Source organism: Microbulbifer maximicatervae (SeqCode), from assembly GCF_052468295.1.
The window spans coordinates 1,544,610-1,557,101 of record NZ_CP174340.1; the positions used below are offsets into that span (position 1 = coordinate 1,544,610).

The window sequence follows — 12,492 nt, forward strand, 5'->3', positions numbered from 1 at the left end:
TGGCGGACCTAACTGTTAGAAAAAAGTGCTATTTGTAATGCTGTATTTTAGTCGGCTAATGGCAATCTCTAGATGCGACTCTTTATTTTATATTTTTTGATTAAATGGCCGCGCTTTGTGGGCGGCAAGTCGTAAAACCCTACTTGGTATCAGGGGTTTCATTTTCGTAATTTCCGTTTCAGATCTTTAGTTTGAGTAACTGTGATCTCTGGTATCAATTTCTGGATGTTATTAACGGCTTCATGTTGCTTGTAAAGGCAGTTGAGTTGAGGTCGCTATGGTTGTTTTAGGTTGGAGTAATAGCTAGATGTAAATCTTTCTTAAATTATCCGCATCGATGGGTAGGGTGTTTGGATTTCCTTATAAAACTATTAATCTGGAGTCACATAATGCCAGTCGAGGCTATTGTGTCCTTTGGTCTTGGTGGTTTTTGGTTGTCTCCGGGGTTATATTCCTTCATGTACTTGTTTAAACCAGCTGAGTACTTTCTGGTGGTGTTCTTGCCCGTATAAGAGAATAAAATTACGGGTGTGGTAGTTCTTGTTGTCCTGCAGTGCATTGATGCGCTCATCAACAAATTCTGGTGTTAGTTCGATGCCGCACTCTACCGTAATGCAATGTAGCCAAGCGTTGAAATTCTCTGGCACTACTGGCTGGGTCATAATAACTCCTAATTATTTTCTTGGTGCCTACGGGCCCTAAGGGAAGTTCTTGTGAAAACGCAGGGATTTTTCTAAGTTCTTATTGAGGGCAATTTATAAAATGGAAAAACCACCGGCAATGATTACTGCTGGTGGTTTCATTGATTGACTAAAGCCTTTCCCTGACTAAAACATGCCTCGCAATCCAACATTAAAGTTCCGCCCCGGCAGTGGAGCAAGTTCCTTTAGGAAGGATGAATGCACGTAAGCTAACTCGTCAGTTAGATTGTTAGCCTTCAGGTAAACGGTGAGGTCGTGTTGGCTTCCTTGAAAAGTGTATGCAAGCTCAGTATTCAAAAGTGTGTAAGCAGCGGTGCTGGTTTCCAGTTCTGATACTTTGTTTTGCTCAAACGCGTGCGTAATCTCAATTCCTGCATCCCATCCATTGGAGTTATAACTTAACATACTGCCCAATCGTGCAGGTGGAATGCGAGGCAGGTTACCTCCGTCATCTAACTTTCCACGAACAGTGTCTCCCCACAGTGTTAATGTGAGTGGCTTGGATATTTGCCAGGCAAATTCAGCTTCTAGCCCGTAGAGTGTCGAATCCGCTTGATCGAAGACATAAACGGGTAATTCGCCATGATCGTGACTCTCTTCTTCCTCATCGTGACCATGCTCTTCAATATCTTCGCTGGTGTAGCCCGTATTTCGCTCGTAGTAGAAATTATCAACCTGGTTGTAGAATAGATTCAGCACCCAGCCGATATTTCCGGAATGCCGGCGAAAACTGAGGTCAATGTTGTTGGAAACCTCTTCCTCAACATTGTTCTCGTAGTAAAAATAGGGCTCTTCTGTGTCATCCAGTCTAAATAGTGCGCCGACTTCGAAGGTGCTGGTGCCAATATGGGGACCATAAGAAAAAAGTTCAGCGGCACTGGGTGCTCGTTGGGCGTGAGTAAAAGAGATGCCGGCATTGTAATTAGCAGCAATGTCCCAGACCAAGCCGGCAGAAAAGCTATAGGGTGTGAAAGCTAACTTATCGAGATTTCCCCCCTCACAGTCATCATCGGTGGCTTCGATAGTGACTCTTTCGATTCGGGCTCCTAACTGCCATAGGAACTCTCCCGTGTGCTTTTCCTGTATTAGCCCAATCGCTGAGCTTTCCGTTGTGCTCGGCGGAGTGAACGCCTCTTCGCCTATTGCTTCAAAATCAGTGGTTTTGCTTTCCAGGGTTATTGCGCCGCGCCATCCAGCCCTTTCTTGCAATAATAGGTTGACCCGAGCTTGAAGTGTCTGATTACTGAATGTTGTACCGACGGCGTCGTTTTCGATTTCAGAGTGTTCGTAGTCTGTGTATCCAATTCTGGCGTCCAGACCACTCAACCATACGTTGTCCAGGGACAGTTCACTGACCAACTGCCATCGGTCCTGTTTCAAATCAGAAACTACTTCTATTTCTTCTTCATGTTCATCATGATGCTCTGATTCATCATCTTCGTGTTCATCAGAGTGACCGTGCCCAGGAATACCATTAACTCGCTCCAGGCGTCCATAGGCAAGGCCGATTGAACCATTATCTAAAAACCAGTTGCCACCGATGTTGAACCCTTTGCTTTTTGAGTCACTGTTCTCTAATACCCCACTGGATTCTTCGCCATAGTCGCTTGAGGTGGGAATTTCATAGTTGTCACCTTTGCGCCAGAAACTGTCCACGTGATACGCCAGCTGATCATTGCCGCCGGTATGAGCCAGCGAGGCTTCGCGCTCATCTGCCACGGTATTGCTGCCCAGCGAGTAAGCGGTCCTGTTTTCACTAGAGGTAGGGATCCGCTCATCTACCACATTGACTACGCCACCGATGGCTCCTGAACCATAAAATAGAGTGGCAGGTCCCCGCAGGATTTCTATCTGCTCTGCAGTAATGGTCTCAGTGGCGACGACATGGTCTGGGCCAACTCGGGAGGCATCAGCGCTATCGAGCCCATTTTGGGTAATCAGAACACGGGGGCCGTTGAGTCCCCGGATAATAGGACTGCTGGCTACTGGCCCAAAGTAGCTGGAATGAACCCCCACTTCATTCTTGAGGGTTTCTCCCAAAGTGGAGGCTTGTTTTCGACGCAGCTCTTCACCGGCTACCACTGTTACTGGTTGTGCTGATTCAATAGTGGAAGCATGTAATGGCGTGGCTGTTACGTCAATTTGTTCGATAACAGTGTATTGCAAGGTAACCTTCAGGGGCTCATCCTGACCAGCTTGTAAAATTACTGTCTTATGGCTGTGCCCCGGGGCATTGATATGGATCTCGCGGAGCTGTGAAGTATTCACCTCAAGTGAAAATCGGCCCTGGGCATCTGTTTGGGTCTGTAGTCGACTTCCCGCGACTTCAATACTGGCGCCATAGATGGGCTCTCCAGAAGTATCTAATACCTGTCCGGAAATTCCATGGGCCAAGTTTGAAAGAGTCATCAGTGCGAAAAGGTTCGCGGTAAATTTCATGGGTTATTCCTAATAAGAGTTTTACGTCCCAGTAAGTGCTCCTCACTCGTCGGCGGACCCGAAATCGAAAGTGAGTAGCAGTCGCAGTTGGCCGGGCTCGACACTCGGCGAGCGGTGGATTAGACCGGCCCCTTCATTGCCCTCCCAGAGTTCGCCTTTGAGAAGGGCAACCGAGCCGCATGCCAGGTGATTGATGGAAGTAGAAGGAAATTCCTGGTTGGCCTTCAAGTCGAGTGTATGAGGGGCAATAGAGTCTGGAGTCAGCCACTCTGTACCTGTACCTAAATATGTCGTAATCAATCGGCAGGGCACCCGATCTACATGAAACTTGGGGCACATTGCACCGTTCAGGGTTGTTAAACGAATACCGACTCCACTTAGCTCAAATAGGTAACTGAACATGTCTGCCAGTAGCTGGATATCAGCACACAAGTGCGGGTAGGGAACAAGCTCTGGCAATGCTTCACCGAGGCGCTCGATCTTGGAGGTGGGTAATAGAATCCTGCGGTTGGGGTGTACACCACTATTTAAGAGGGTGCGGCAATCACTGGCTATGCTACTGGGCAGTTCCCGTTGCCAGATGGCCATATTGATATCAGCTTGGAAAATATCTGTTAAAACTTCTCCATTATCTGCAGACACGGCCCGACGGATATTTGGCAGGTCTGCCTCTGACAGTCCTTCCTCTTTCGGAGCCAGTTCAGCACTTGGAGTTTGTGTGATAAGTGTCTCATGGCTTCTTTCTGTAAAGTCATTCAGGCTCAAGCTAATCTCCAGTTAAGTAACTTCGGCTAATAAACACTATTTTCAGAGGCTTTAATTGCTTTGCTCTCTGCTGTGGCGGGCGCTGCAATACCTAAATTCCTCACTCGCACTACCCACTTCCTTATACAGAGTATGATATAACATATCACGCCGGGAATGGTCGGCCTAGGCAACCTCCAACATTGGGGTGAATCAAGCTTGAAGACCGAATTCATCGGGAGTTCTGATAGCTGGAGGGAACCTTGGTGAGGCGTATTGACCACTGCCTGGCGCAAGTAGATTATTCGGCGATGTTCTTTTTAGCAGCAAAACTGTTTATCGCAGATTTCTTTCTTGCTGTCGTCATAATTCACATTTTGCTCAGATTTGATTGGATCAAAATGATACAGTATATCAATTATGTATTTATGGTTTATCCCACTTGAGTGGAGGAGCCAGGGAAATAATGACAATGATTGGCAGGATTTAGCTAGGGGTGCAGCTGGGGAGGGTGTGTTACTCTGTCAGCCTGCCGTGTTTATGAGTGAATTTTCGGTGTACCGGAAAAGACAGGGTTAGCGTTGGGAAGCACTCATAATTAACCTGTTATTTTTTTAAATATTGCTGAGTAAATATGAAAATAAATAATTCTATTGTTTACGGGGTTGCAACTGCTGCATTATTTGCTGGAGCGAGTTGCGCCAGCCTCGCCGCAGAGAAAGAGAGTGTTTCGACTGAAGGCATGTGGCAACCTCACCAGTTGCCTGAGCTGTCCAAAGAGCTTCGCACTCATGGCCTGGAGTTGGACCCAGCCAGCATGACCAAGCTTACCGAATTTCCAATGAACGCGGTGATCAGCCTGGGGGGATGTTCCGCTTCCTTTGTCTCCCCCACGGGATTGGTGATTACCAACCACCACTGCGCCTACGGTTCAATTTCATACAATTCAACTGAATCCAAGGATTTACTGGCTGAAGGTTTCCTGGCCGGAGATTTGTCTGAAGAGCTGCCTGCTGCACCGGGCTCCCGCGTCTACGTCACCGTTGCAATGAACGAAGTAACGGACAAGGTCAACGAACGCCTGACAGATGAGATGGATGGCGCTGCACGTTTTGCCGCAATCGAAGAAGCGGAGAAGGCGCTGGTTTCCGAGTGTGAAAAAGATCCGGGCCATCGCTGTGAGGTCTATAGCTACTACGGCGGTTTGAATTACTACCTGGTTAAGCAGCTGGAAATCCGCGATGTGCGTTTGGTTCATGCGCCGGCGTCTTCGATTGGCAAATTCGGCGGCGATATCGATAACTGGATGTGGCCTCGCCATACTGGCGATTACGCTTTCTACCGCGCCTATGTTGGCAAAGATGGTAAACCGGCTGATTATTCCAAAGATAATGTCCCTTACGAGCCCAAGCACTATTTGCCTGTAGCTGCAAAAGGGCCTAAAGAAGGTGATTTCGTGATGGTTGCCGGTTATCCGGGGCGTACAAACCGTTATCGCACTGCCCAGGAAGTGGAAAGCAACTTCAACTGGTATTACCCAAACATGCAGCGGGTGCTGGGTGAATGGTCGGAAACGATTGGTGCGGCAACTGCCGACAATAAAGATGCAGAGTTAAAGTATGCAAGCCTCGTGGCAGGTTTGAATAATTACTCTAAAAACTTTACCGGCATGATGGAGGGTTACCAGCGTAGCGATCTATTGCAGCGTAAAGAAAAGCTGGAAAAAGATTTGCAAGCTTGGGTGGATTCAGACAAGGCCCGCGAGAAAAAATACCAGTCGACGATCGATGATCTCGAGGCGCTGGTTGTAGAAAAAGAATCAACCCGTGAGCAGGACCTGGCCATCGATTATATGGATCGTTCAGCCATGCTGGGTGCCGCGAGCAAACTGTATCGTTTGGCTAAAGAGAACGAAAAACCTGATGCTAAGCGCAAGCCGGGTTATCAGGAAAGGGATCTGACCCGATTCACAGAGGGCATGCGTCGTATTGAACGCAGCTATCATCCATCAGTCGACAAACAGATCTGGCTCTACTTCCTGGACCGTTACCAGGCACTCCCGAAGGAGCAGCGTATAGCCAGCTTTGATCGTTTCTTGAATATCGGCAAAGGCAATACAGACTTAGAGGCAACACTCGACAAAATGTATAAGGAAACAGAGCTTTCCGATGTCGAGGTACGTGAAGCGTGGATCGGTAAAAAGCCTGAAGACTTTAAAGAGAGCAAAGACCCGTTTATCCAGCTGGCAGTGGCCATGTACGAAGACATGCTTACGCGTGAAGAGCATGAGGAGTCCATGAAAGGTCGCTTTGCACAGTTGCGCCCACAGTATATGGAAATGCTGATTGATTATTACCACTCACTGGGTAAGCCGGTTTATCCTGATGCAAATAGCTCCCTCCGCGTGACCTATGGTTTGGTCAAAGGCTATGAGCCACCAGCAGGTACGATTAAGAAGGCCGCTGACGGCAATGACGGTAAGCAAGGTTTTGTACCCTTTACAACTTTGCGTGGCATTAAGGCCAAGTACACAGGTGAGGCTCCCTTTGATGCCCCTAAGGCTTTGATGGAAGCTATCGATAAGAAGAGCTATGGCCGTTACTATGAAAAGCAGCTGGATTCGGTGCCGGTTAATTTCTTAAGTACCGTAGATATTACGGGCGGTAACTCAGGATCTCCGACAATGAATGGTCGCGGCGAGCTGGTGGGAGTCGTATTTGACGGAACCTACGATAGCATCAATGCTGATTGGGACTTCACCGATAGCACCCGGGCGATTCATGTCGATATCGCTTACATTCTCTGGGTAATGGAGAATATCGACGGTGCCGGATACCTGGTTCGGGAGATGGGCCAATAGCCGGCAATCGATGAAGTAGTGTCCCCGGGTGAGCAGCGCTCGCCGGGGACATTATTCTGTGTAAGGTTGAATGTTATCCACTTCCATACTGTAAGCCGCAGTTCCGAACTCGCTTTCTATTTTCAATGTTCTCAGTTTCCCTTCTATAGAGAAAGGTTCGTACAGAGCGTCAACTTGAACTCCCTCAGGAAAACTGCCATGGATAATCTGATTTGGGGGTGGGGGCGGCAGGTGGATACAGGCTCCGAAGTAGGGAACAAAAAGGAAATTGGAAATTGTTAATTCGTCATTGAATTCAATTGGAACTATAAACCCAGCAATACGTATCTGTTGGTTGTCGAACTCTGGTTTTATTCGGGTGGAAGTCAAAGCGGCTTGGTAGCGGCTTTCATTTTCGCTCGTAGTGGCAATAGCTGATGTGTTAGGCATTGAGTCGGCAGTGGAGCCTTCAACAATATCATCTATGTATTCTGGTGGGTTGAGTAACGCATCCAGATCATCTTTTGGGATTAACTCTTCCCAGCTGACTTCACGATAATTGATACTTACCTGTTTGACTTGAGTATCTTCAGCGACTGGCGCTGAAACTTGATTGGTTTCAACTGGGCTATCACAGCCAGCTACGAGTAGTACGATTGCCAGGGTGCAGGCTGATGAGAAGAGATATCTGTTCATGGCTGGGGTTTATTTATCGTATCAAATGATTTGATATATCATTATATATCTGTTTGCAAAAATCCATGCTGCAAATGAGGTGCAAGATGAATGCTTTCACTACGAAATTGAAACTAGCGGTTGAAGTGGAGCAGCTGCGCTTCGCCTATCGTACAGGTCCTTCGGTTTTAGAGGTCCCTTATTGGTCAGTGCCTGTCGGTGAGCAGGTATTTTTACGTGGCCGCTCCGGTAGTGGTAAATCAACACTGCTGAACCTCCTGGCCGGTATTCTGTCAACAAAAGTTGGAAGCCTTAAGGTTCTGGGTCAACCACTGGGTACACTGAGTGAGCGCAAGCGGGATCGCTTCAGGGCGAGACATATTGGCGTTGTATTTCAGCGCTTTAACCTAATTCCCTATTTGAGTGTGGAGGACAATATTCGTGTCGCTACCCACTTTTCTGGTTTCCGTGGCGATTTTCGCGGCAGGGTTAATGAGCTGCTAACGGGACTCTGTTTAGGAGAGGAAATTTTACCCAAGAAAGTGGCCAGCTTGAGTGTCGGACAGCAACAGAGGGTGGCAATCGTGCGGGCATTGATCAATGAACCGCAGTTATTGCTGGTTGATGAGCCTACATCTGCTTTGGACCCTGAAGCGAGAGATGCTTTTGTCCAGTTGTTGATGACTGCATGTCAGCAAAAGAAATGCACTCTGATCTTTGTCAGCCACGATAGCTCTTTGGAACGACACTTCCCTCTGGTTATGGATATGCGCGAAATAAATATTGCCTGGAAACTTAGGCCCGAGTGGGACACTGCACCGGAGGCTTTAGCCGATGTTTTTTAAACTTGCTTGGCAAAGCCTGATGCAGCGTAAGGGTAGTGTGTCACTGGCCGTATTGTCTGTAGCAATCAGTTTGATTCTAATGTTGGGGATCGAGCAGTTGCGAAGCCATACTAAAAACAGCTTTAGTCGAACTGTGTCAGGGGTAGACCTTATTGTTGGGGCGCCTACGGGACAATTGAATCTCTTGTTATACAGCGTATTCCATATTGGGAATGCCAGCAATCATATTTCATGGGATAGCTACCAGGAACTTACTCACTTACCCCAGGTACGTTGGGCGATACCCCTATCCCTGGGGGATTCGCACCAAGGTTACAGGGTGGTGGGAACCTCAACGGGATTTCTCGATCACTATCGGTATGGGAATAAGAGGCCATTGGAGCTATCAACCGGCCAGAATTTTATCGATACTTTTAGTGTTATATTGGGGGCGGAGGTCGCTCGGGAACTCAACTACCAACTTGATGACACTCTAATATTAGCCCATGGCCTTGTTGGAACACGCTTTACTGAGCACGGTGAAAATCCCTTTGCCGTTAGCGGAATACTCAAGCCTACTGGTACACCAGTAGATCGAGCACTCTATGTGAGCTTGGCGGGACTGGAAGCAGTTCATGGTGCTGATGCGGAGCACGATGATCTGGTGCCTAATAACATTACTGCCTTCTTACTCGGGCTTAATTCCCCTATAGCTACATTTCAGGTACAGAGAAAAATAAACGAATATTCGAAGGAGCCGCTGCTGGCAATATTGCCGGGCATTGCACTATCGGAGCTTTGGCAGATATCCGGTGGTATAGAAAAGGTATTATTTTTTGTCTCAGCTATGGTGGTTTTGGCTGCATTACTTGGCTTATGTATCTTACTACTTTCCACGATGCGCGAGCGCAGACTGGAGATAGCACTACTGAGAACTGTAGGTTCTGGCCCTTTGTTTTTATTCCTATTGATCCAGACTGAGGCATTTTTGGTTTTACTTTTAAGTGCGACAATTGCTGTTTCTGGATTGGTAATGGGAGGCTGGCTGGTTGAGCCAATTCTGACAGATAAATTTGGAATCTATTTGGACGGCGTTGTTATAGGCGAACATACGATTGTGCTTTTAGCTTTAGTACTGGTAAGCACATTAATTGTGGCTGCTATTCCCGCTATAAGTGCATGCCGCCAGTCTTTGGGGGATAGTGATCTTCTGCATTGACTAGAAGCTGAGGCCGAGCCAAATTCAGAGTAAGACTTTCTCTAGATTTTGATGTCAGAGGTAACCGAATATCTTTTATTTTATGGGCGATATTAGTTTTGTAATTTCTATATATATTTGCTTTGTTGCCTTTCCACACCATTCGTGATCCTATTTCCAGGCTGCGAGCTTTTCCTGTCACTGGGACTTTTTTTTCCCGTGGCTTGTAGCAGCCTACAAACACTATCTAATAATTTTTCATGACAAGGAAATAGTTTTGAATAGGATAATACTAACAATCTTAATGTTGCTGGGTAGCCTCAATATATTTGCTTCAACCCCGGATATTGAGCAGGCCAGAGATTCCTTAGAGATTGTGAAAGAATTAACCCCCTGGCCTTGGGAAGAGCCGGTAACTCCAATTATTGAAGAGTATCTGGCAGCTGATTTTGATCAATATTCGGGAATGGCAAAATCCCACTATATGGTTGATGAGCTGCTGATGCACAAGTGGGGTCAGTCAATCACAGAATTTATTGTATTAGCCGAGCTTCTGTACACGTTTCAGCCAGAAGATTACCAGAATCAGTATAGGTCAGAATTTGATGCGGCTATTGCTGACCTGAATCTCTTCAGGTTGGCAATTAATGAGTTACTGCTTCCCCATGTACCCGGTTATAAACTGAAACAGCAAATTTTGACTAAACGCTTTGATGGCGAGGGTATGGTAATTGCTGTCTTTGATTTGTTTGATCCGACACGCTTACAAGAGCAGCGCGAACAGTATCCCAATATTGAAGCGGAAGTTGCCTTTGGTGATCCCATCACTTTCCTTCATGGTAACACCGTAATTGATATCATTTTGGGTATTGCTCCGAAGGCGACTATTGTACCCGTTAGTGCCGAGAGCAAAACTTATAATGATGCAATGGCCTATATGCGGTATCGAGATGACATTAGTGTGATCAATATGAGCCGTGCATTTCATATCACCAATGACCAACTCGACCCAGAGTTTGCAGAGCATCTTTCCGCTATTTTACAAAGTAAGATTTTTACCAAGTCACTGGGGAATACAGGTACAGATCTTGAGCATAACAACACCGATGTGAGAGAGCGCTTGGAGCTACCACCACTCGGCAGCTTCTTTACCTATGACCTGGATTTAATCAGGGCATTCCTTGCTCAGAACGAAGGGCAGGCCGGTGCTGAGAATTTGTTTTTTGCAATCAACCTCCAGCCATTCTCAAATGAGATCTCACTTACGGCGACGGTTCCGGGTTACAACCCCTTGGCTATTAGGCAGAGCTTTGCTATTGCCGGCGATGCAGTATATTCAGCTTCCAGTCAAAACTTTGAGTCTGGTAGCTCTTTTGCCGCGCCTCAACTAGCGGCTGTCAGCCTATTGCTCCTTGAAATGGCAGACTATTATGGCCTTAGCAGGGTAGAAGCTGCTCAAATAGTGAGCAAATCATTGAAAGATAATGCTCGCCGCAGTTGGTTAGGTGATCACAACACCGGGCTTGGGTTCGTTGACGCCCACCGGGCTATGAGCGCTATTCTGAGAGCGAATAGCAAATAAGCTTGATTTAGTCATCGAGTTGAATGAGAGTGCGCTGGCAGGTTGAATATTTGCAGCCTGCCAGTTACCTGTATAGATGGTACTGCGGGTAAAGGAAGTGAATAGGAGTGAATATTGAACATACTTTCTGCTCATATGGGGTCCTCATTCAATGAATTATCTCCACTGTTGCAATTTGCACACACTGGGGTGAAGAGGTATGAGGGTTCTGTTGTCGTCAAACGAGGTGGAGTTATTGCGAATACTATTTGTTCAATATTTAGATTCCCGAAGGCGAGTTCAAGTTCGCAGTTAGTTGTTGATTGTGGACACTTTTCCGATCGGATGGATTGGGTGAGAGATTTCGATGGGTTCAAGATGAGTTCATCATTTTATTCAGAAAAAAATTACCTGGTGGAAAGGCTCGGCCCTTTGGAAATGCAGTTTACCGCTCATAATGTCAACGGAGCACTTGAATATCAGTTTTCGAAAACGAAGCTATTAGGTATACCTTTGCCAAAATTTCTTTGGCCCAAAGTCAAGGCTTATGAAACAGAGAGTGAAGGGCAGTATCAGTTCAGTGTCAGTGTACACATGTTTTTAGTGGGGTTCATTTTATCATATGCTGGCGATCTGAAAATTACGGAGCCCGCTTGATTTAAAATTCCATTAGGGAAGAGCGATCTCAGTAACAAGCTCTTCCCCAACAACAATACATGATTTACTTACCTAGTATTAGAGGCTTCCGCTAGTCCCTTCAGGAGTTTCTGACTATCTGTATAAGCGCCAAAGACACCTCCCTGCATAGTAACCATCTTGAGAGCTGACTCATGATTGCCGATGTCGGTAGCCCCAGTGCAGTCTGATAGAAGCAGGCACTCGAATCCTCGATCATTTGCTTCCCTCATGGTGGTGTGTACGCATACGTCGGTTGTAACTCCCACGAGAATCAAGTTATCGATCCCTTTAAGCTTGAGTATGAGCCCGAAGTCTGTAGAAAAGAAGGTACCTTTGCCTGGCTTATCAATAATGACCTCACCAGCTTTGGGCGCTAGTTCAGGGATCACGTCCCAACCAGGTTCCCCTCTGACTAAAATACGTCCACATGGTCCCGGGTCGCCGATACCCGCAGCAATTTGTCGCGAGCGCCAGCGTTTGTTTGCAGGGAGGTCAGAAAGGTCGGGGCGATGCCCCTCCCGGGTGTACATAATGTGATAGTTTTCTGCCCGCATCGCATTCAATACTTGCTGGATGGGTTCGATGGGCTTGCGCATTGCCTCCAGATCATATCCCATCTTGTCGACATAGCCGCCGGGGCTGCAAAAGTCCACCTGCATGTCAATAACCACGAGAGCGGTGTTTTCTGGCCTGAGATCCCCATTATATGGCCACTTGTATGGGTTGGCCTCGACAGGGCCATTTTTGTCCGATGAATCTGAAGTGCTCATTGTCAAGGCCTCTACTTATTGATAGAGAAAGTGATTGCCAATGGATAATAGCGTTGATTGAGA

The 12,492-nt window shown here is 46.9% G+C and carries 10 protein-coding genes; 5 read left to right on the forward strand and 5 right to left on the reverse strand.

Translation table 11 applies throughout. The features are described from left to right. Nucleotides 1–446 precede the first annotated feature (446 nt). The 3 genes from ACJJIQ_RS07110 to ACJJIQ_RS07120 form a co-directional block, all read right to left on the reverse strand. Nucleotides 447–662 carry a hypothetical protein gene (locus ACJJIQ_RS07110; RefSeq protein WP_445364138.1) on the reverse strand — a complete coding sequence of 72 codons (216 nt, stop codon included), beginning with the start codon at nucleotides 660–662 and terminating at the stop codon, nucleotides 447–449. A gap of 165 nt (nucleotides 663–827) precedes the next feature. Next, nucleotides 828–3,140, reverse strand: coding sequence for a TonB-dependent receptor (locus ACJJIQ_RS07115; protein ID WP_445364139.1), 2,313 nt, complete (start codon nucleotides 3,138–3,140; stop codon nucleotides 828–830). Between the two features lie 42 nt (nucleotides 3,141–3,182). Beyond that, nucleotides 3,183–3,905, reverse strand: a complete 723-nt coding sequence (locus tag ACJJIQ_RS07120) for a DUF1826 domain-containing protein (RefSeq protein ID WP_445364140.1) — start codon at nucleotides 3,903–3,905, stop codon at nucleotides 3,183–3,185. Nucleotides 3,906–4,518: 613 nt separating this feature from the next. Between ACJJIQ_RS07120 and ACJJIQ_RS07125 the strand changes: the two genes are divergently transcribed. Further along, nucleotides 4,519–6,744 (forward strand): S46 family peptidase, encoded by a 2,226-nt coding sequence (locus ACJJIQ_RS07125; RefSeq protein ID WP_445364141.1) that lies wholly within the window; start codon nucleotides 4,519–4,521, stop codon nucleotides 6,742–6,744. Between the two features lie 51 nt (nucleotides 6,745–6,795). On the opposite strand, the gene ACJJIQ_RS07130 is transcribed toward ACJJIQ_RS07125, so the two are convergent. Beyond that, nucleotides 6,796–7,419 (reverse strand): DUF3299 domain-containing protein, encoded by a 624-nt coding sequence (locus ACJJIQ_RS07130; protein WP_445364142.1) that lies wholly within the window; start codon nucleotides 7,417–7,419, stop codon nucleotides 6,796–6,798. Nucleotides 7,420–7,505: 86 nt separating this feature from the next. Between ACJJIQ_RS07130 and ACJJIQ_RS07135 the strand changes: the two genes are divergently transcribed. From ACJJIQ_RS07135 to ACJJIQ_RS07150, 4 genes are all read left to right on the forward strand, one after another. Beyond that, nucleotides 7,506–8,243 carry an ABC transporter ATP-binding protein gene (locus tag ACJJIQ_RS07135; RefSeq protein ID WP_444908153.1) on the forward strand — a complete coding sequence of 246 codons (738 nt, stop codon included), beginning with the start codon at nucleotides 7,506–7,508 and terminating at the stop codon, nucleotides 8,241–8,243. After that, nucleotides 8,233–9,441, forward strand: a complete 1,209-nt coding sequence (locus tag ACJJIQ_RS07140) for an ABC transporter permease (RefSeq protein WP_445364143.1) — start codon at nucleotides 8,233–8,235, stop codon at nucleotides 9,439–9,441. Before ACJJIQ_RS07135 ends, ACJJIQ_RS07140 begins: the two co-directional genes overlap by 11 nt. 256 nt (nucleotides 9,442–9,697) lie before the next feature. Next, entirely contained in the window at nucleotides 9,698–11,002 is a 1,305-nt protein-coding gene (locus ACJJIQ_RS07145; RefSeq protein ID WP_445364144.1) for a S8/S53 family peptidase, read from the forward strand. Between the two features lie 114 nt (nucleotides 11,003–11,116). Further along, the gene (locus ACJJIQ_RS07150) at nucleotides 11,117–11,638 is read left to right on the forward strand and encodes a DUF4166 domain-containing protein (protein WP_445364145.1); all 522 of its coding nucleotides are present in this window, start codon (nucleotides 11,117–11,119) and stop codon (nucleotides 11,636–11,638) included. A gap of 68 nt (nucleotides 11,639–11,706) precedes the next feature. Here ACJJIQ_RS07150 and biuH read toward each other — a convergent pair whose 3' ends face one another. Then, complete coding sequence (gene biuH, locus ACJJIQ_RS07155) at nucleotides 11,707–12,429, reverse strand: biuret amidohydrolase (RefSeq protein ID WP_445364146.1); 723 nt, start codon at nucleotides 12,427–12,429, stop codon at nucleotides 11,707–11,709. Between the last annotated feature and the right edge of the window lie 63 nt (nucleotides 12,430–12,492).

Coding starts and splice junctions, on each gene's coding strand:
- ACJJIQ_RS07130 (WP_445364142.1), bottom strand. CDS start 7,419: ATGAACAGATATCTCTTCTCATCAGCCTGCACCCTGGCAATCGTACTA.
- biuH (WP_445364146.1), bottom strand. CDS start 12,429: ATGAGCACTTCAGATTCATCGGACAAAAATGGCCCTGTCGAGGCCAAC.
- ACJJIQ_RS07110 (WP_445364138.1), bottom strand. CDS start 662: ATGACCCAGCCAGTAGTGCCAGAGAATTTCAACGCTTGGCTACATTGC.
- ACJJIQ_RS07115 (WP_445364139.1), bottom strand. CDS start 3,140: ATGAAATTTACCGCGAACCTTTTCGCACTGATGACTCTTTCAAACTTG.
- ACJJIQ_RS07135 (WP_444908153.1), top strand. CDS start 7,506: ATGAATGCTTTCACTACGAAATTGAAACTAGCGGTTGAAGTGGAGCAG.
- ACJJIQ_RS07140 (WP_445364143.1), top strand. CDS start 8,233: ATGTTTTTTAAACTTGCTTGGCAAAGCCTGATGCAGCGTAAGGGTAGT.
- ACJJIQ_RS07125 (WP_445364141.1), top strand. CDS start 4,519: ATGAAAATAAATAATTCTATTGTTTACGGGGTTGCAACTGCTGCATTA.